The organism is Paenibacillus sp. J22P143 (assembly GCF_059692035.1).
Genome location: NZ_JCAUAQ010000016.1, coordinates 86,218 through 106,750, shown reverse-complemented (window position 1 = coordinate 106,750; position 20,533 = coordinate 86,218). Strand labels below are relative to the sequence as shown.

Annotated in this window: 13 protein-coding genes; all 13 read left to right on the top strand. The window is 48.3% G+C overall.

The window, feature by feature from the left end:
- Positions 1-5: 5 nt before the first annotated feature.
- Positions 6-617, top strand: a complete 612-nt coding sequence (locus AC58PQ_RS20145) for a flavin reductase family protein (protein ID WP_497244632.1) — start codon at positions 6-8, stop codon at positions 615-617.
- A gap of 231 nt (positions 618-848) precedes the next feature.
- Positions 849-1,883 (top strand): Delta(5) desaturase DesA, encoded by a 1,035-nt coding sequence (desA, locus tag AC58PQ_RS20140; RefSeq protein ID WP_497244630.1) that lies wholly within the window; start codon positions 849-851, stop codon positions 1,881-1,883.
- A gap of 127 nt (positions 1,884-2,010) precedes the next feature.
- The gene (locus AC58PQ_RS20135) at positions 2,011-2,634 is read left to right on the top strand and encodes a TetR/AcrR family transcriptional regulator (RefSeq protein ID WP_497244628.1); all 624 of its coding nucleotides are present in this window, start codon (positions 2,011-2,013) and stop codon (positions 2,632-2,634) included.
- A gap of 70 nt (positions 2,635-2,704) precedes the next feature.
- On the top strand, positions 2,705-5,830 hold the full coding sequence (locus AC58PQ_RS20130) for an MMPL family transporter (RefSeq protein ID WP_497244626.1): 3,126 nt from the start codon (positions 2,705-2,707) through the stop codon (positions 5,828-5,830).
- A gap of 783 nt (positions 5,831-6,613) precedes the next feature.
- The gene (locus AC58PQ_RS20125; RefSeq protein WP_497244659.1) at positions 6,614-7,546 is read left to right on the top strand and encodes an ABC transporter permease; all 933 of its coding nucleotides are present in this window, start codon (positions 6,614-6,616) and stop codon (positions 7,544-7,546) included.
- Between the two features lie 18 nt (positions 7,547-7,564).
- Positions 7,565-8,446 (top strand): carbohydrate ABC transporter permease, encoded by an 882-nt coding sequence (locus tag AC58PQ_RS20120; protein WP_497244624.1) that lies wholly within the window; start codon positions 7,565-7,567, stop codon positions 8,444-8,446.
- A gap of 169 nt (positions 8,447-8,615) precedes the next feature.
- A complete protein-coding gene (locus AC58PQ_RS20115; RefSeq protein WP_497244622.1) occupies positions 8,616-10,202 on the top strand; it encodes an extracellular solute-binding protein in 1,587 nt (528 codons plus the stop codon).
- Between the two features lie 88 nt (positions 10,203-10,290).
- Positions 10,291-11,328: a response regulator transcription factor gene (locus tag AC58PQ_RS20110; RefSeq protein ID WP_497244620.1), complete on the top strand. Its 1,038-nt coding sequence runs from the start codon at positions 10,291-10,293 to the stop codon at positions 11,326-11,328.
- The gene (locus AC58PQ_RS20105) at positions 11,328-13,184 is read left to right on the top strand and encodes a cache domain-containing sensor histidine kinase (RefSeq protein WP_497244618.1); all 1,857 of its coding nucleotides are present in this window, start codon (positions 11,328-11,330) and stop codon (positions 13,182-13,184) included. Before AC58PQ_RS20110 ends, AC58PQ_RS20105 begins: the two co-directional genes overlap by 1 nt.
- Before the next feature lie 351 nt (positions 13,185-13,535).
- Positions 13,536-14,303 (top strand): SDR family NAD(P)-dependent oxidoreductase, encoded by a 768-nt coding sequence (locus tag AC58PQ_RS20100; RefSeq protein WP_497244615.1) that lies wholly within the window; start codon positions 13,536-13,538, stop codon positions 14,301-14,303.
- Entirely contained in the window at positions 14,300-16,372 is a 2,073-nt protein-coding gene (locus tag AC58PQ_RS20095; RefSeq protein WP_497244613.1) for a heparinase II/III domain-containing protein, read from the top strand. Before AC58PQ_RS20100 ends, AC58PQ_RS20095 begins: the two co-directional genes overlap by 4 nt.
- Before the next feature lie 155 nt (positions 16,373-16,527).
- Complete coding sequence (locus tag AC58PQ_RS20090) at positions 16,528-18,828, top strand: DUF4962 domain-containing protein (protein WP_497244611.1); 2,301 nt, start codon at positions 16,528-16,530, stop codon at positions 18,826-18,828.
- Positions 18,829-19,083: 255 nt separating this feature from the next.
- Positions 19,084-20,424 carry an extracellular solute-binding protein gene (locus tag AC58PQ_RS20085; RefSeq protein WP_497244609.1) on the top strand — a complete coding sequence of 447 codons (1,341 nt, stop codon included), beginning with the start codon at positions 19,084-19,086 and terminating at the stop codon, positions 20,422-20,424.
- The last annotated feature ends 109 nt before the right edge of the window (positions 20,425-20,533 follow it).

Below are 20,533 nucleotides of genomic sequence, written 5' to 3'. Positions count from 1 at the left end.
TCATAATGTTAAGTATAGATCCATCAGCGCTAAGCGAGCGAGAGAATTATAAGCTGCTCATCGGCAGTATTATTCCGCGGCCGATCGCATTTGTCACGACCTTGTCCACAGGAGGCGTGCTAAACGCCGCGCCCTTCAGCTACTTCACCATCGTCACGGCGGATCCGCCGATGGTCGCTGTCTCCGTGCAGCGGAAGCAGGGTATCCGTAAGGACACATCCCGCAACGCAATCGATACTGGGGCCTTCGTCGTTCATATCGCAGGCGAATCCTATATCGACCAGATCAATCAGAGCGCCGCTGCGCTGCCACCTGAGGAAAGCGAAGTGACGCTGACGGGACTTACACCCGTCGCGAGCCGCCAAATCGCCGTCCCTGGCGTCGCAGAAGCCAGCATCCGCATGGAATGCGTCCTCGAGCAGGCGATCCCGCTCGGCGGTACAGCGGATTCACCCGCGGCAGATTTGCTCATCGGACGTGTCGTATATTTTCACATCGATGAGAACTTAGTTGACAACGGTCATATTGATCCGCAGAAGGTGAAGCCTGTAAGTCGGTTAGCCGGGAGCTCGTACGCGAAGCTCGGTGAGATTTTTGCAATAGATCGCCCAGTTTAACGGGGAGACGAATGGCTTCGTTCTTAGTCTGAACGAGCGGCCATTCGTCTATTTTTTGAGGCGACTGACTTTTATTGCATTTTACAAAAAGGGTTTACCCACGTATGATGAGATAGCTATGTAATATTTCTTATCCTATAACGGGAACTTATTTCGGTTCGCAACGTACTAACTTCAGTGATATAAACTTACAAGATCCGACACGACGCGGAGAGAGGGAGTTCTAACAGGATGAAGCATGAAGATAAGGGTGGGTGGCGTTCAGATATCGCACCTTTCGAAAGACCACATATGAAGCATAGTGTGTGGCAAATCATCAATACAGTGGGACCCTTTTTCGTGCTTTGGTATTTTGCTTTTCTAAGTCTTTCCGTTTCCATTTGGCTAACTTTCGTGATCGATCTAATAGCCGCAGGATTTTTAATCCGCATTTTCATTATTTTCCATGACTGCTGTCACAAATCTTTTTTCAAAAACAAACTCGCCAATGAAATTGTTGGCACGCTGACAGGGATTCTAACCTTTGTACCGTACCACCAATGGCGCCATACACACTCCGTTCACCATGCATCCAGCGGGAATTTGGATCGCAGAGGTGTGGGTGATATCTGGACGCTAACCGTGGATGAATATATGCAAGCAACATGGCTCAAAAGAATGACATATCGCCTCTATCGCAGTCCGTTCGTGATGTTTGTTATCGGGCCGATTTTCATCTTCCTCATTGATTACCGGTTTAACCGCAGGAAGGTAGGCATGAAAGAAAGAATCAATACGTATATCACCAATATCGGAATTGTTGGCAGCATTGCTCTACTTTGTTGGGGCATCGGCTGGCAGTCTTTCCTGCTGATTCAAGGACCGATGTTCTTCTTCTCAGGTATGGCGGGAATTTGGCTTTTCTACGTACAGCATAACTATGAAGAAACGTACTACGAGAATGATGCAGAATGGGATTACGTCAAAGCCGCGATGCACGGCAGCTCGTTCTACAATTTGCCGCGCATTCTACATTGGATCACGGGCAATATTGGGTATCACCACATTCATCATTTAAGCCCGCGCGTTCCTAACTATAATCTGCAAAAGGTTCACAATAAGAGTGCAGCACTTCGTAATGTGCAGACGATTACACTGAAAACCAGTCTGGAATCTCTAAAGTTCCGTATCTGGAACGAGGAGTCCAAGAAATTTATTCAGTTCAAGGATTTGAAGCAATTCCGAGTGAAAGTGGAGCCTCGTATTGTTAAAGCTGTAGAAGAGTGAGAAATTATCGTCCAACCTGTGGTAGTAACTGCGGGTTGGACGTTTTTTTATCAAAATAGCGTTGCAATACCATATAGGGCGCTGTATAATGCCTCTATGACGTCAAATAGTGAACGGGTGTTTATTAATGCAAATTTTAAAAGATGAAGTCAAAAAGAGTATCCGCCAAGCGGCCTTGGCCGAGTTCAAGAAGCATGGATATTTGAAAGCCTCCATTCGGCAAATTGCAGATGCCGCTGGCATAACACCTGGCAACATCTATCGCTACTTCAAGAGCAAGGATGATCTGTTCGATGAGCTGATCCAGCCCATTCAGGAGCAATTAGCCGAGGTTTTGCGAGTGAGTAAGCAAGAGGTGGATAACACCCTTTGTACGGCATTGTCTGATCATTTACTGATTTTGCGCAGAATTGATGCATCACTGATGCTGCTGTTCAAGGAATCCAGCACGGAGCTTACGATTCTTCTGAATCTGAGTGAAGGCTCGCGATTCGCGTCGGCGAAACAGGATATGATTACGCTTGTGTATCAGATTATCACGGAAGTATTTACAGCAGAATTGGCACCGACGGGTGATCTACCACAGAAAGAACAGCTAGCTGCTCGCATGATTGCGACCACCATGATTGAGAGTATTTGTCTCATTTTGCGCGACCATGAGGATGGCGATACGATTAAAATGCTTGTTGATGAACTGTTGTACCTGTATTGCACAGGTATTTCAGAAAAAATAAAGCTTTGCCAGTCCTAAATTTTTTAGCCCAATAATGAACGCTCGTTTACTATCAGTTTCAATTGGGTGAGTGGAGGAGAAGAGAGAGATGAAATCAATTATTAAATGGCGCTGGGCGATTCTTGCCGTATGGTTGGCAGTTACTGTGCTGTTGACGGCTTTCCAGCCCGATGTGAACGCGATTCTTGGACTTAGAGGGCAAGATCCGCTGCGCAGTGACGCACCGTCGAAGGTTGCTTCAACGATTTTGAACAAAATCAATGGGGTCGAGGGCACGAGTGATATCGTCGTTTTCCATAACCCAAGCAAACTGTCGGATGCGGATATGAAGGCGATCGAGGCAGGCATTACGAATTTGAAAAGCCATCAAGCCGAGCTTGGATTCAATCAGTTGATTGATCCGTTTACGATGCCTGAGGCGAAGTCATCGCTGATTTCCGAGGATGGCACCACCTTAATGGCGAGTTTCTCTTTGGACAAAAGAGGGCGCCACGTTGAGGACATTAAGCTGGAATTTGAAGATGTTTTGAAGGACGTGAAGGTGGAGTATTACCTCTCTGGGGAGGATTTTATCCAGGATGATTATATTAAGGTTTCCGAGTCTGGTGTTGAAAAAAGCGCCGCGCTAACGGTCATTTTCATCCTAGCTGTCCTAGTGATTATGTTCCGTTCCGTCATTATTCCTGTGGTGTCCTTGCTTGCGGTCGGTATTTCGTACCTCGTGTCCATGGGGATCGCCGCACAGCTCATTGATAAGTTTAATTTCCCGGTGACGAGTGTCACGCAGATGCTGTTGATTTTGATTCTTTTCGGGATTGGAACCGATTATAACATTCTCTTATTTAATCGATTCAAAGAGGAATTATCCCATGGCTTATCCGTGGATGAAGCGATCCTTGTCACCTACCGCACGGCGGGTAAAACGATTTTCTACAGTATTTTGACTGTGTTTATCGCGTTTGCCGCATTAACCTTCTCCGATTTCGGTATTTATCAATCAGGTAATGTGGTTGCGATTGGTACGGCGATACTCCTGCTCCAAATCGTAACAGTGACACCATTTTTCATGAAAATGCTTGGGAATAAGCTCTTTTGGCCTTCCAAGGGAGCAACCGGGCATAAGGAGAGTAAATTCTGGGCTGGCTTGACGAAAATTGCAGTGAAAAGGCCAGTCGTTACGACGGTCATCATCTTGATTGTGACGATTCCGCTTGCACTTGCGAATCATCAGAAGCTGTCTTTTGACCAGTTGAAGGAGCTTGGGAATGATCACCCATCCACCAAAGGCTTCAGCCTTGTGGCGGAGCATTTCAGCCGCGGTCAGGCGCTTCCGACGATGGTCGTGCTCGAAAATGATAAACCACTTAACACCAATGAGGGTTTAGCTGCGATTGATAAGGTGACGGAGAAGCTGAAAAGTATTCCAGGTATCGATATGGTATCTAGCGTGACACAGCCGGAATCGAAGCCGATTGATGATTTCTATATCTCTAGCCAAACCAAAACAGTTGCGGATGGGATTACCGCTTCGCAAAAGGGTGTAAACCAAATTCGCGACGGACTTACACTGATGCAAAGTAAATTGACGACACCGGATACATCAAGCGTGGGCCAACTTGTAGATGGCACGAGTCAAGTGCAGGGCGGCTATAGCAAGCTCACGACTGCGCTGGATCAAGTAGCTAGCGGCATTGCGCAAGGTGCTGGCGGTGCGGGTGAATTGAGTTCGGGTATTGCTGCGCTGAAGGATGGTATTGACCAAGTGAATGCCAATAGCGTGAAGATCACGGATGGGCTTACGCAGCTTGGTCAAGGTTATAGCGCCATGACAGATGGCTACAGTCAGATTGAGAATCAGCTTGGGGGCATCCAGCAAGGGCTTGTCGGCATGAATGGGTTGATTGGCGGACTTGGCAGCAAGTACAGCGAGCTGACCATAGATAGCGATTACATCAAGCTGAAGCAAACGGGCGAAGGTCTTGCTTCCGGTCTGGCGCAGCTGAGCGGCGGACTTGGGGAGCTTGGCAAGAACGCTGCCAAGCTGAATAGTGCTTTCGCGGAGGCGACGCAAGGCTTGGCGCAAGTGAATGGCGCGCAGGCGCAGCTTGCCGCAGGGTTGGCTTCACTGGAGAGCGGAGCGGCTGAGCTCGCCAAAGGGCTGAAGCAAGGCAGCGCGGGCAGCCGCGAGATCGCTGCAAACATGGCGAAGCTGAACGCTGCGCTAGGCAGCGTCAAGGACGGTCAGCAGAAGCTGAGCGAAGGCTTGTCGGGCCTCAGCGGCGGCATGGGCCAGCTGAAGGACGGCCTTGGCCAGAGCGGCAACGGACTCGGTGACGTGTCCGAGGGGCTTGGCTTGACGAGCCAGTTCCTGACGCAGCTGAACGGCTCGAAGACGTTTTTCATCCCGAAAGAAGCGCTGTCGAGCGCGGATTTCGGGAAGTCCTTGGACAGCTTCATGTCCAAGGATCGGACGATGACGAAGATGATCGTCATTCTGAAGGATGATCCGTATTCATCGGCTGCGATGGATACGATTGAAGCCATTAACGCAGAGCTCGCTGCCAGCGTGAAGGGCACGGTGCTCGAGCATGCCAAGGTTGGCGCGGCGGGGCCGAGCTCGACGACGTATGACACGAATAAGGCACAGGTGAAGTCGTTCAACAGCACTGCGATCATCGTCATCATCGGCGTGTTCATCGTCTTGTTGTTCGTGATTCGCACCTTCTGGCCAGCGGTTTACATCATCCTGAGCTTAGTGATTTCCTACTACGTGGCGATGACAGCGACGAATGTCGTAACGGATAAAATCATCGGTGCCGATGGGGTTTCCTCCTTCGTACCGTTCTTCTCCTTCATCATTATTATTGCTGTCGGTGTCGACTACAGCATCTTCCTGATGATGCGCTACAAGGAGCTTGGCGAGCTATCGCCGGCAAAAGCGATCGTTCAAGCCGCCAAGCACATCGGCGGCGTGGTTATCTCGGCCATGGTCATCCTCGGCGGAACCTTCGCCACCCTCGTGCCATCGGGCCTCGTTCTGTTGATCGAGCTGGCGGTGGCCGTGATCGTCGGTCTCATCGTGCTCTGCTTCGTCTTGCTGCCGATGCTTCTCCCGGCGCTTCTAGCTATGCCAGAAGTACTGCGGACGAAACGCGGTGTCGCGGCGCACAAGGTGTCGACGGAAAGTCGCACGGCGCAGCACGTGAACGGGTAAATGAAAAGAGATAAATGAAAGTGCCTTCCCACCTTTGTCCTTTGTGGGAGGGCACTTTTTTGCTTATGATGCAGTAGTCGCAGAACGCTACCAAAGGTTGCCTCACTTGGTACACAACCTTCTCCGTAACCCGAACCCGAACTCCAGCCCTTGTAGCCTCCGCCCGCTAGCCCCTGTCCCCCTCGCAGAAATCCTGCTCGATCACTAGTGGCGGCATTCATAACCTAACGGACATGAATGCCGTTATATCGGATAGAATGGGCCATTTCAGAATCCAACGGACACAACAGCCATTAATTGGGCATATTGACTCCAAATGTGTACGAGAATTGGTAAATAGAAGCGTCTGTGTCCGTTAGCAAGGGTTGGAGGAGAGTATATCTCCTCCCCTCCAACCTTTGACTAGCCGTAATGATGAAAAACATAACTACAGCAACCACATTCGTCTGTTGAACCCACTGTAGTGGTGAAAAACCACCTTACAGATGATGAAGCCGGCCAAGAGGCCGTCCTTCTGTACCCGTAGTGATGAAAAACATCACTACAGCAACCATACTCAGCGCTCGAGTCTTTGAATTGCTGGAATCCGCCCAAGCTACTGTGCATCATGCAGGAGGCACTCCCTGTTTTTACCACCCCCAAAAACCTAAAAAAAACACAAGTCAGTGAAAAGGCATTCCATAGCTGTAAGCTGCTGTATCGGGGTAGGATAGACCTATAACATCGACGAAGATGAGTGAGGGGGGCCAGAGGATGGCGGTCAACGCACAAGCGGTAAAGCAAATGACTAAACGTAAGCAGATAAGCAAAGGAAAGGCCTTGCTGCGAGCGTTTTGGAAGTATAAGGCGTTATATCTGATATCACTGCCGGGCATTGTTTATTTTATTATTTTCAAGTATGTACCGTTGTTAGGCTCTATTATTGCGTTTCAGGATTACAACATTTTCGACGGCTTCACAGGCAGTAAGTGGGTAGGCTTTGATAACTTTACCCGGATGTTCGCACACTATGACTTTCTCAACATTTTGAAAAACACAGTGCTCATTGGTGTTTATGATTTATTACTTGGTTTTCCAGCGCCGATTATTCTCGCCTTGCTCTTGAACGAGCTTCGCGTTGTATTGTACAAGCGTATTCTTCAAACCGTCGTGTACATGCCGCACTTCCTGTCATGGGTTATCGTGAGCGGGATCGCGATTGGTATTCTTTCTCCATCTACAGGGGCAGTGAACCACTTCGTTACGTGGCTGGGCTTTGAACCGATTTATTTCTTAGGTGAAGAATCATGGATTCGCACCGTGTTGATTGGTTCGGGGATTTGGCGTGATTCTGGTTACGGCACGATCATTTATTTGGCTGCACTAGCGGGAATTAACCCCGATTTATATGAAGCTTCTGAAGTAGATGGCGCGAATCGTTGGAGACAAACGATTTCCATTACACTTCCGTCGCTTCTACCGACGATTATGATTTTGTTCCTTTTACACATTGGTAAATTCCTAGACTTTGGCTTTGAGCGCGTGTATGTATTCTTGAATCCGCTCAACAAAGAAAATGGTGAAATTTTAGATACGTATATTTACACCGCAGGTTTGCTAGGTCAGCAATATAGCTATACGACGGCAATTGGACTTTTCAAAGCGGTAGTCGGGGTCATCTTCATTGCGACTGGCAACATTTTGAGTAAAAAAACAACGGGTGAAAGCTTGTACTAAGACGGAGGTGAACGCTATATGAATCGCAAGCCGACAGCCGGCTGGCAAGTGTTTAACGGCTTTAATGTGATAATCCTAACGGCAATTTCTCTCGTGATGCTGCTGCCGTTCTTAAACGTACTGGCTCAATCCTTCAGTTCATCGGAAGCGATCGTGAAGGGGGATGTTCTTTTCCTGCCGGTTCATTTTACGACGATTAACTATCAATACGTGTTCAGTGATCATGCGATCTGGCGTTCTTTCGGGGTAACTGTGTATATTACGATCGTAGGTACGCTTATCAATCTAATTGCAACAGCGTCCTTGGCTTATCCGGTTTCACGCCCTGAGTATATGGGCCGCAAAGCGATTGTCGTCATGGTTTTGATTACGATGGTGTTTACAGCGCCGCTGATTCCTAACTTTATTTTGATGAAAAATTTACATTTGACGAACTCACTCTGGGCTCTTATGATTCCTGGTGCGATCAGTGCTTTTAACTTTTTCATTATGCGATCGTTTTTCTTGCAAATTCCAAGTGAAATCATTGATTCGGGTCGTATTGACGGCACCTCTGAAATGGGCATGATTTGGAGAATCGTGCTGCCGCTATCGAAGCCAGTTATGGCTTCACTCGGTATTTTCTACGCGGTAAGCCACTGGAACACGTATCAAAGTGCGATTTACTACCTCAATAAGCCTACGCTCTGGCCGCTGCAAGTGAAGCTGCGTCAGTTGATCGTGTCAGACGATATTACGATTGATCCGAACGCCTCCCAATTCAGCGGGCTTGCTCACATGGATCCGGAGGGTATTAAAATGGCGACGATTATTATCGCAACACTCCCGATCATTATTATTTATCCGTTCTTACAGCGTCATTTCGTCAAAGGGATGATGGTTGGATCGGTTAAATCCTAAATATCTTCGACAAAATTATACAAAATAGATATTATTTAACTCTTTTTACACAATTCTAAAAAAAAGACAATTCAAACTAAAGACAGTCCATAGTCGCTAATTGTAAACGCTTTTACAATGAAGATGTGAAAGCGTTCGTTACTTAGTCGATATGAAAAGAGGGGTAGAAATGAAAAAATGGATTCCCACGACGATGGCTGCGGTGTTAATGGCCAGTACATTGGTTGCTTGTTCTTCTTCGAAGACGGAGGATCAACCTACATCTAGTGCTGCTGCAGGTGCAGCTAGTACGAAGCCAGCAGAGAAAACGAAGTTCTCGATCTCCTTGCGTACACTTGCGTTCGGACACGTTGAGAAATCACCTGATATTAACCAAGACAAATGGGTGAAGAAGCTTGAAGAGCTAACGAACTCGGATATGAATATCGTGCTTGTTCCTCACAAAGAATATGAACAAAAAATGATCCAAATGTTTGCAACCAACGACATTCCTGATGTTGTACAAGGCAGCGGCGGTGTAAACGGGAAAGAAATGGCAGGATCTGTGAAAGCGGGTGTATTCCAACCGCTGGATGAGTTACTGAAGAAGTACGGCCCGAATTTGCTGAAGAAAGTTCCGAAAGATGCATGGGATAACGTAACGTACAACGGTAAAATCTATGCGATTCCAGAGTACTTGTCCAACCCATCCCGTCGTTCGATCTTTATCCGTAAGGATTTGCTGGACAAAACGGGTCTAGGCGTGCCGAAAACCGTAGATGAGTACATGGCAGTTCTGCGTAAGTTCAAAGAAATGGGTGTTGAGAACCCATACATGGGCCGCGAGAACTTCAAGTATTCCGATTCCTTCTTCGGCGCTTATGATGTGTATCCGTACCTGTCGATGTTCGAGAAATCAGGCGATCAAATCTTGCCGAAATTCTTCGATACAGAGAACATGACGAAAGCCCTGCAAACATACAAAACGATGTTTGATGAAGGCTTGATCAACAAAGAATTCGCAACCATCAACGCGACTGTGTTCAAGAACACCATTCTTGCTGGTAAAGCAGGTATGTGGTCCATGAACGCGAACGAAATGCTGCAATGGGAAACACAGCTGAAAGCAGCCGTTCCAACGGGCGATATTGAAATTATTAGTTCCCCAACGGGACCGGATGGCAAAGGCGGTCACTACTTGTATGGACCTGCGCCGCGTGCTTATTTCATCAATAAGAATGTGAAGAACCCAGAGCAAATTATTAAGTTCTACGATTGGATGATGTCCGACGAAGCTGAGAAATTCTTCACTTTCGGTATCAAAGACGACACGTACACAGAAGTAGATGGCAAAATCAACTACAAAACGCCAACGGATCCGGCTGCGGTTGATGAGGAGCGTTACCGTCAATCCTTCTTGTGGCTCGTTCAAGATACAACTTATAATAAGGGAACACTTAACTTGACAGAAGATGGTAAGAAATTGATGAACGTGTATGACACAACATTGAAGAATGAAGGACGCGATGGTATCAACTTCGAGCCTCGTCTAGAATCTTTGATGAAAAATCCTGATATTTCACCGCTTTCCGATCAAGCGCCTCCTGTTATCCTTTCGCACATGGTGAAAATGGTTTATGGTAAAGAACCGATTTCCGACTGGCCGAAAGTATTGGAAGAGTGGAAGTCCAAAGGCGGAAATGAAGTGATCAAGGAAGCAACAGAGAAATTTAATAGTAAAGATTCCGGTACGACAGTGTCGATGCCGCGTAAATAAGCTCAGTTCCTGAGCATGCCGACTCCTCACGTACCCAACGGTACGTGGGGAGCGTGCATTTCAACAGGTTTTGAAAGGAGAGCTCCTCATGTACCGCATACTCATTGTCGATGACGAACCGATGATACGCAGAGGATTACAGAAGCTTGTGGAACAATCGGAGCTGCCCATTGAAAGCTTGCGAACGGCTGAGAATGGCGTTGTCGCAATGCAGCGGATTCAAGAGGAACGACCTGATTTTCTGTTTACAGATATACGCATGCCGAAGATGGATGGCCTGGAGCTATGTGCTCAAATTGCCAAGCTGGATGCCGACATTCAAGTGGTCGTGATTTCAGGTTATGGAGATTTCGAGTATGCACAGAAGTGCGTGTCTTATGGTGTGAAAGAATACCTGTTAAAGCCAGTCAATATTAAGGGATTTCAGCAGGTGCTGGAGAAGCTCATTCTGAACAAAAGCAAAGTGAGCTCAGAGTCATTTGTCGCCGTCACGAAGCTGGAGAACTGGGCTACCCGCCTGGAGCAAGCGGTGTGGATGCTGCAGCAAGAGGAGCTTGAGCGTGTTCTCGAGGAGATCCAATCCGAGCTAAGCACCTATAAATTAAAGCTCAACCGCGTTAGTGATATTGTGCAGGAGATCTATACGCTTGTGCATGGGCGGCTCACCGTTCGCGATGTGTATGTGATCCAGGAGGAATTGAAAATTTCCGCTTCGCTAAGCGAGGAGGACGTGTGGCTCTGGTTCACGACATCTGTGAAAGGGCTGCTGCAGGAGCTTAAGAGCAAGCGTAAAGGCAAGCAGAAGGATCCTGTCGAAGAAGCGAAGCAGTACATGGAGAAGCATCTCGCTGAGGAGGTTTCCTTAGAAGAGGTAGCTGATTTCATTGGGTTAAATCCCTCTTACTTTAGCCAATTGTTTAAGCAAAATACGCAAGAAACCTTCGTTCAGTATCGGACACGTCGACGTATGGAGAAGGCGAAGAAGCTGCTTCAGCAGCCGCATTGGCGTATTACAGATATCTCCGGTGAGGTTGGGTATGCGGATCATCCGCATTTTACGAAAACATTCAAAAAGTATGAAGGCTGTCTACCCTCGGAATACCGTCAGCGAATGGGGATTCGCTAATGAAGAGAAAGTCGCTTTCGCGTCAAATTTATGCGTACTTTCTCATCGTTATCGTGCTGTCGCTGATGTCCGTTGGCGCTGTTTCCTACTGGCAATCTTCGCGTGCACTGGATGATCAAGTGAAGCAATATATGGAGCAGATGATCGATAGTGCGAACTATCAGACGGATAGCTATTTACAGGCGTATGAGCTGCTCAGCAATGCCTTTTCGTCGAATTCTGACGTGCGAGCGTTCATGGAAATTAAGCCGGATGATGGCTATGAGTATTATGTGTATTCGGAAAAAATTAAGGAATTCGGCCGCATTTCGGTCACGTCGGTCATTACCTTGTATAAACAGCTAAACATGATCTATGTCGCAGGTCAGCACGGTCGTTCGGTTATTTATGAGAATCAGAACTTGCTGAATTTTGATCCTGTGCTTGTGCGTGAGAAGTACGATTATTTAATGAAATCAACGCCTGGCGATGGCAAAATCGCGCTGCTCAACATGAGTATCCGTCCTGTTGATGAAGGAGCTGTTGTAACGATGGCTCGCAAAGTGCGGGGTCCTTCGTATGGGGATGCGAACCGCGGCGTTGTCGCCATTGAAATTAAATTAGACGAACTTGCGAAGACGTGGGACCGTGTCAGCTTGGGCAAAGAGGGCTTCTTCTTCATCGTAGACGACGCTGGTCATTACATTTATCCGCAAGCCATGAGTGAACGGAACCCGCAAGACGATCTAGCTTCACAAGTGCTTGCAAGTGGTAATCAAACCTTTTTGTCCAAATACAACGGGGAAGAGCGGATGTTTGTATCGCGCAAATCAGCCTATTCAGACTGGAATCTGGTAGCCTCCATGCCGGTGAAGGAGCTTCGTCGACCCGCTAACACGATTCGAACAACGACGATTATTGTAGGTCTAGTAACATTGGCTGCTGCGCTCGTGCTTGCTTCACGGTTTGGTCGCTCCATTATTGCTCCGATTCGAGATCTCAAAGACAGTATGAGGGAGACGGAGAAAGGGAACTGGCAGTATATCGAAGATACAGGCCGAACCGATGAGGTGGGTGGGCTCATTCACAGCTATAACCTGATGGTGACGCGCCTGTCGGATATGATCGAGCGGGTGTATGAGGCAGAATTGGATCAGCAGAAGAACGCGCTGGAGCTTGGCGAATCCAAGCTAGAACGTCAGCGGGCTGAATTCCAGTCCTTGCAGCTGCAAATCAACCCGCATTTCTTATATAACACGTTAGAAACGATCAACTGCTACGCCATTGTTCAAGATTCCAGTGAAATTACGGATATGGTTGAAGCGATGGCATTCATGCTTCGCTACTCCGTTCAAACTAATTTGGAAGAAATCACGGTAGCGAATGAGTTGAATCATGTACGTAACTATATGATTATTTTGCAGCATCGCACAGAGCGGGAATTCGAGATTGAAGTTGCGATCCCACCGAGCTTGCTGTTGGAGAAAATGGTTCGCTTGACGTTGCAGCCGTTGATTGAAAATATTTTTCAGCACGCCTTTCCAGATGGTGTGGAGGATCGGCATACCATTCGGATTGATGCCCGCAAAGAGGCCGGCTTGTTTCAGGTCTTCATTGAGGACAACGGCGCGGGCATGTTGCCGGAACGACTAGCTGAGCTGCGTAGGAAACTGAAGGAGAATCGCTTGGCGGAGCCGGAAGAAGCTAGTACGGTGGCTAAGCGGGGTGGTGGCATCGGATTAATGAACGTCCACCGACGGATTCAAATGGTGTTTGGCGAAGCTTACGGGCTGTCCATCGACAGCGAGTGGGGACGCGGGACCAACGTCACGATGACGATGCCGGAGACGGTGCGGCCTCGGCTGCGTAATCCCTAACCATCCGAATCCATCCGAATCGATCACCTAACGGACATGAGAGACGTTATTTGGCGGAAAAGGCAGGATTACGAATTCTTACGGACATCACAGCCGTTATTTGCTGCATTGAGGCACATTTGTACCTTCAAAACCGTAAATAACGGCGCTGATGTCCGTTACATCGGGAATCTGCTTCTTTTTCAAGATATAGAGGCTTTCATGTCCGTTAGAGATTCAGTAGATAGAGCAGATAGAGCAGATAGAGCAGATAGAGCAGATAGAGCAGATAGAGCAGATAGAGCAGGAAGTCGCGCTGCTATCAGCGCATTTTAATAAAAAATAGGTTTACATCCATGGGAGGATAACACAATGAACATCAACTTAACGGGGAAAATTGCACTTGTAACAGGATCTAATGCAGGGATTGGACGCGCGATTGCGCTGGCGTTGGCTAGTAATGGCGCTAAAGTTGGCGTTAACTGTTTGAACAATGTGGCACAAGGACAGGAAGTTGTTGCTGAAATTCAAGCATTGGGTGGGGAAGCGGTTCTGGTACAAGCGGATGTAACGAATGTAGAGCAAATCGACAGACTTGTGAGTGAAGTTGAGCAAGCACTAAGCGGAACCATAGATATTCTTGTTAACAATGCAGGTCACCTCGTACAACGTGTACCGAATGCTGACATGTTTGAAGAGATGTACGATCGCATCATGGATGTGAATTTGAAGAGCACCGTATTCATGTCCAAACGAGTGCTTGCTGGTATGAAAGAGAAAGGTTACGGTCGTATCATTAACATGACATCCGTTGCAGCTCATAACGGCGGTGGACCGGGATCCAGCATTTATGCAGCAAGTAAAGCAGCTGTGCTAACCTTCTCTAAAGGTCTTGCGAAGGAAGTTGCTGCTAGTGGAATCACCGTGAACAACGTATCCCCTGGTTTTATCGGTAATACGATGTTCCACGCGACATTCACGACGGATACAGCGCGTCAAGCTACGATCAATGGCATTCCGCTGCAACGTGAAGGCACGCCGGACGATGTAGCTGGTGCAGTTCTTTACCTAGCATCCAATTTAGCTGCATATGTAACGGGTGAAACGATCGAAATCAACGGCGGGATGATGATGCGATGAGTACCGCGATTCCGTTAGGCGCCAAAGTAGAGACAACGACGTGGGCGGGTCAAACCGCCCAAAGGCTGAAAGAAGAAATCGACAGGCTGCAGCAAGCAGGCAGCCTGATCGTTCCTAAAGAACCTGGGGGTTGGTGGCACCAGTATGTTTGTCCACACCATCATACCGAACTGGTGTTCGATGAAAGCGTTGTAGATGCTTCAGAATTTCTATGTCCGCATGGTTGTGTCATCACAGGTGAAGCCTATCGCGGTGCGTGGCTCGTGTTTAAGCATCAGTCCTTAGCGCGAGTTGCTTTGCAATCCGCGGCAGTTTATGCAGCTTTGGGCAACCAGTCCTACGCGGAGATCAGCAAAAGCTTGCTTGTCGAATACGCGGAGCAGTTTCCGCTCTATCCAGTGCATCCGGAAGCACAAAGTTGGATGCTGAAGGGACGCGCCTTCCATCAAGCGCTGACGGAGGCGATTTGGTCGACAACGCTGATCCGCGCTTATCTGCTTCTTCGCGATGAGGGCATTACCTTCGATGCCAAGGAACAGGTAGCGATCGACGTGTTCTTAGATTTGTTGTCGGGGAGTATGGAGGAGTACCGTCATATTCTAATTCATGAACGGAACAATGCGGAGAATAACTATACCGCTTGGCTGAATGCGTCCTTATCTTGTGTATATGCAGCGAGAGGCGAGCAAGCAGCACTAGAAGCGCTAATTGAAGGCGAAGGCGGCTTCATTCATCATCTTTCCATCGGCGTCAAACCCGATCAATTCGAATTCGAAGGAAGCACGTATTACCACGTATTCGTGCTTCGTGCCTATCTGATCGCTGCCGAAATGGCACAGCGCTTTGGCATTGATCTCTACGCCACGACTGGCGCAGAGGAACAATCCATGTGCGGCATGCTTGCAGCATTGGCCGACTTGGCCGACGACCAGGGCGCTCTGCCGGCCCTGCATGACGGGCCGCTTGCGCGGGGCCCTTACGCCCGCGAAATCGCCGAGATCGCTGAGCAGGGGCTCACGATCTACGGCATCGCCGGGCTTGCGCCAGTGCTGCGCGAAGCGTATCGGCAGCTAGGCGCTGCCGGGAACGAGCAGCTCGAGGCGCTGCTCTACGGCGGTGGCGCTGACCGCGCCGCTACACCAGAGCCGCGCAGCTCGCGGCTCTGGCCCGAAGCTGGCTTCGTCATCGGCCGCATGGCGGGGAACCCGTTGTCGTTCCTCGCCGATTTCGGCGAGCACGGCGGTTCCCACGGCCACTACGACAAGCTGCATCTCACGTTGATGCACCAAGATCAAACCCTGACGCCCGATCTCGGGATGGTGCCTTACGGCTCGTCCATGCGCAGATCGTGGTTCGCAGAAACAGCCAGCCATAATACAGTGTCGCTGGCAGGGCAATCCCAAGCGCCGCATGAAGGACGCCTTATGCACTACGAAGCAACGGAAACATCGGTCTACGCTTGGATACAATCGACCGAAGGTTACGAAGGCTGTACGATGAATCGTCATCTTTTGCTCACGGGTGAGTGGATGTTGGACTGGTTCCAGGTAGAGCTCGCGGCCGAAGAACCGCAAGCGATTGAATGGTGGATGCATCCCGTTGTGCCGATCGTAGCCTCACAACAACCGCTTAACCAAGAGGCTGCCTATAAGCTGCTTATCGCTGAAAAAACGGGTGAAACAACGGCGCTCAAGGAGCAACAGCTGCCTATCGTTGGCCGATATGTGCCGTGCGAAGGTCTTGGCGCTAACGGAGCGGGGCAACTTCAGGTTTCGTATAATCTCACTGGTTCTGGCGAAGTCATCTTCCATTCCGCACTCGTTCAGCCAGGCGATGAGGTTGTCGCCGTGCAAACACCAGGAGATGCTGTAGATCCTAGCCGCTCCCTTACGGCGATGCTTCATCGCCGAAATGACCGCAAGGCGGATTTCATCCACGTGTATCGTGCGGGAAGCTCTGTTCAGCTTGCGCAGAGTGCGGTAAATGAAATTAGCATTCGTATCCCTGATCACCCAAGTGATTCTGTCCGCATTCAATTAATGACAGATAAGGGATTACAAATTTTGTGAAAATATAAGATTTTATATGTTTCACATAGTAAGTCGGCTATATTTCTCCATAAACGCACTCGTCCTAAGAGGACGGCGTAGACGATTATTTTGTTTATCATTCGAGCGTTTGCTCGAAGAACATACTTAACGCGCTGAAATCGGGGGAATCATCCATGACATTATCTCCACTTTACGAACCGCAGAGCGGTGTGTTAACCGTACAATACGAGCCGAATGAGAAGACGGTGTTGCTGGAAAACCCGCCACGCTTCACGTGGATTCCGGCACAGCTGGAGCAGGATCGATATGTGCTTCAGATTGCACAATCCGAGGCTTTCTCGCAGGCAGAAACGCAAACGGTTCAGCCAATTCCATATAACCTATATACACCTGATGCAGCGCTTGAAGCAGGCACGTACTACTGGCGTTATGCGTTGCTTCAAGAAAACGGAGAACAAACGGCGTGGAGCTGTGTTCGACGCTTCGATGTACCGGCAGATTTGCCGGAAACGCCACTGCCAAGCAGAGCCAAGCGCTATGCAGAGGTTTCAGCTCAGCATCCAAGATTATGGCTCCAAGCGTCCGAGGTAGAAGCCTTCCGCAGTCAATTAGCAACAGATCCAACCTATTGTGCATGGGATGTTTTCTATGAAAAATCCGTTCAACCATGGATCGAACGCGACCTGATTGCAGAGCCCCTTCATTACCCAGGAAATAAGCGGGTAGCCAAACTGTGGCGTCAGATGTATATGGATACGCAAGAAGCGCTCTATGCCGTGCGTCATCTTGCCGTAGCTGGTCAGCTTTTAAACGACACATCCTTATTACATCGCGCGAAAGCCTGGTTGCTCCACATCTGCACATGGGACATAAGAGGGACTACAAGTCGCGATTATAATGATGAAGCTTCCTTCCGAATGGCAGGGGCAATCGCCTGGGGATATGACTGGCTCTATGATCAACTTTCCGATGATGAACGAAAGCAAATTCGCCACGTTCTTCTCGAACGTACACGCCAAATCGCGCAGCATGTCATCGAGCATTCCAAGATTCATCATGTTCCTTTCGACAGTCACGCCGTGCGCTCCTTATCCAGCGTGCTTGTGCCTTGCTGCATTGTGCTTTTGCAGGAAGAACCGGAGGTTCAAGCGTGGTTAGACTATACGCTTGAATACTACGCGTGTCTCTACTCGCCATGGGGCGGGCCGGACGGAGGCTGGGCCGAAGGTCCGATGTATTGGACGACGGGGATGGCTTTTGTGACGGAAGCGATGAATTTACTGAAGAAATATACGGGGATTAACTTCTATATACGACCATTTTTCGCTAAAACGGGCGATTTCCCGCTGTATGCGTTCAGTCCAGACACCTTGCGGGCAAGCTTTGGCGATCAATCGACATTGGGAGATCCGGTCAGCCTGAAGACCGGCTTTAATATCCGTCAATTTGCAGGCGTGACAGGAAACGGCTTGTATCAATGGTATTTCGAACGCGTTAAAGAGACAGATACGGATTCGGAAATGAAATTTTACAATTACGGCTGGTGGGATTTCCGGTTTGATGAGATGGTGTACCGTCACGACTATCCGCAAGTTGAAGCTGTCGCGCCAACAGACGCGAACATTCAGTCCGTCAAATGGTTCCGTGACATCGACTGGGTTGCATTCCACTCGAATATGGCGGATCCAGAGCGTCACATTATGCTGCTTACAAAGAGCAGTAAATATGGCTCTGTCAGCCATAGTCATGGCGACCAGAACGGCTTCTTGCTGCATGCCTACGGCGAGCCGTTAGCTATCGAAAGCGGCTACTACGTTGCGTTCAGCTCCACCATGCATATGAATTGGCGCAGACAGACACGATCGACGAACAACATTTTGATCGATGGCCTGGGCCAATATGCGGAGAAGAATAAAGTGCTGAACATGGCGGCCAATGGTTTCGTTGAGATTGCCGAACAGCGCAAGGGCTACGGCTATTCCCGCAGTAACGCGACTGCGGCATACCAAGAATACGTGCCATACCTGGATCGCTATGTACGTGAGTTGTATTTCTTCGGCACCTACGTTTTGGTCGTTGACCATATCGATCTCACACAGGTTGGGACCGTTGATTGGCTGTTCCAGACACTGTATGAAATGAAGCTGAGCGGTCAAATGTTTAAAGTTCAAGGCCGCAAGGCCGATATGGACGGCCGATTCGTGTACTGCTCCTCAGGTGAGCTAGAGCTTTCACAGCATCAAAGCTTCACAGATATCGATCAGTCTGAGATCGAGGGATTACCGCCGCACTATCATTTGAAGGCAACAACGAAGCCTGCTCGCAGCCACCGCATCGCGACACTTCTTGTGCCGATCAAGCACGGCGAACCGAAATACGTGTCGTATTTCATGGATGATCAAGGATTTGACGTTCACATCTACTTCACCCAAGACGGTATCACGAACCGCGTAGAAGTGCCAAAAGCCTACTGAAAAATCCTGTTTAACCAAGCGATTCCAAGTCAGCGTATGCTGCCGAGGGGTCGCTTTTTTCCTTTCCATTTTTCCTGTAATTCGCATCGAACTTCCGTTTTTCTCATAAAGAAACCGCCTTGCGGGGAAGTTATGTGAGGAGATAAACCTATAAAAATCAAACATGATACCTAAAGTTCACGCATTGTAAGGGGTATCATTTTCACGGCATAATAAGGACATAAAGACATTCACTCAAAACGAGGGGGATTTACATTGGTGAAAAAATATAAATCACTACAAGTCATTGCGGCAAGCTTGCTAGCCATTAGTTTAACAGCGTGTGGTTCAGGTGGAGATAGCACGAGCACAGCATCACCAGCAGCAGGAGCAACAACGGCGCCAGCAACTGGGAAGAACATTACGATCACGTTCCAAAACATATATCCGGATCCAACTGATCCGAAAAACGGTATGTTGAAGAAAATCGTAAACGACTATCAAACTAAAAATCCGAACATCAAGATCGAACTTGATTCCTTGAACACGGATCAACAAAAGCTTAAATTGAAAACACAAGCAGCTTCCAAAGAAGTTCCTGACATCACTGTCGTGAACCCAGCTGCACAAATGCAACCTTTCGTTGATGCAGGCCTATTCGCTCCTTTGAATGACATGGTTGAGCAAAACGGACTTAAAGGTACATTCCAAGAGGGTATCCTTAACTGGTATACATTCAACAATAACATCTACGCATTGCCGGATGGTAACAACATCGCTGTTGTTTATTACAACAAAGACTTGTTCAAGCAAGCTGGCGTTGAAGTACCAAAAACATTCGAAGATATGGTTGCAGCTGTTAAAACATTGAAAAGCAAAGGCATTCAGCCAATGGCGATCGGTGAAAAAGATTCATGGACAGGTTCCTTCTTATTCATGAACGTATTGCTTCGCACAAACGGCGGTCCTGGATTCTTGCAAGCCGTTGTAGACGGTAAGAAAACATTCTCTGATCCCGCATTCACAGATGCAGTAAGCTCTTTCCAAGACTTGGTTCAAGCTGGTGCGTTCCAAGAAGGCGCAACATCGTTTGACTACAACGCAGGTGAGAACTTGTTCAAAACAGGTAAAGCAGCTATGTACTTCATGGGTAGCTGGGCAACTGGCGGTATCGAAACATCTTCCGTTAACGGTAAAGTTGGCGTATTCCAATTCCCAACTGTTAAAGGTAAAGGTAACCCAGATGAGTTCATGTTGGCTCCAGGTTCTGCATTCGCAGTATCTGCTAACAGCAAGAACTTGAAAGAAACGAAAGATTTCTTGAACTACTTCATGTTGAACTTCCCTAAAGAAGCTTTCGCAGTTAAAGGCGCTGTAGGTATCGCACAAAAAGTTGACGGCGACTTCAAAGCTGCTGGATACTCCGATATGGCAATGGACGTACTTGGATTGTTCAAAAAAGTTAAAGGCGGAGACCTTGCGTTCGATAACACGATGAACCCAGGAACAGCGCAAGGCCACTTAACAAGCATTCAAAACCTTTTCGTACAGAAGTCAGATCCAGCTGCTGTAGCGAAAGAGCACCAAACAGCTTACGATACAAACAAGAAGAAATAAGTTGATATTATAGCCCAATAGGGAATTTGCCTGGTGTGCCGCAAAGGGTACGCTAGGTAAATTCCCATTGAAATATAATCATATATATGTTTCACATAATACGCCGGCT

Excerpts from the sequence above, each read along its gene's own strand:
- AC58PQ_RS20145 (WP_497244632.1), top strand. The coding sequence starts at position 6 with ATGTTAAGTATAGATCCATCAGCGCTAAGCGAGCGAGAGAATTATAAG.
- desA (WP_497244630.1), top strand. The coding sequence starts at position 849 with ATGAAGCATGAAGATAAGGGTGGGTGGCGTTCAGATATCGCACCTTTC.
- AC58PQ_RS20135 (WP_497244628.1), top strand. The coding sequence starts at position 2,011 with ATGCAAATTTTAAAAGATGAAGTCAAAAAGAGTATCCGCCAAGCGGCC.
- AC58PQ_RS20130 (WP_497244626.1), top strand. The coding sequence starts at position 2,705 with ATGAAATCAATTATTAAATGGCGCTGGGCGATTCTTGCCGTATGGTTG.
- AC58PQ_RS20125 (WP_497244659.1), top strand. The coding sequence starts at position 6,614 with ATGACTAAACGTAAGCAGATAAGCAAAGGAAAGGCCTTGCTGCGAGCG.
- AC58PQ_RS20120 (WP_497244624.1), top strand. The coding sequence starts at position 7,565 with ATGAATCGCAAGCCGACAGCCGGCTGGCAAGTGTTTAACGGCTTTAAT.
- AC58PQ_RS20115 (WP_497244622.1), top strand. The coding sequence starts at position 8,616 with ATGAAAAAATGGATTCCCACGACGATGGCTGCGGTGTTAATGGCCAGT.
- AC58PQ_RS20110 (WP_497244620.1), top strand. The coding sequence starts at position 10,291 with ATGTACCGCATACTCATTGTCGATGACGAACCGATGATACGCAGAGGA.
- AC58PQ_RS20105 (WP_497244618.1), top strand. The coding sequence starts at position 11,328 with ATGAAGAGAAAGTCGCTTTCGCGTCAAATTTATGCGTACTTTCTCATC.
- AC58PQ_RS20100 (WP_497244615.1), top strand. The coding sequence starts at position 13,536 with ATGAACATCAACTTAACGGGGAAAATTGCACTTGTAACAGGATCTAAT.
- AC58PQ_RS20095 (WP_497244613.1), top strand. The coding sequence starts at position 14,300 with ATGAGTACCGCGATTCCGTTAGGCGCCAAAGTAGAGACAACGACGTGG.
- AC58PQ_RS20090 (WP_497244611.1), top strand. The coding sequence starts at position 16,528 with ATGACATTATCTCCACTTTACGAACCGCAGAGCGGTGTGTTAACCGTA.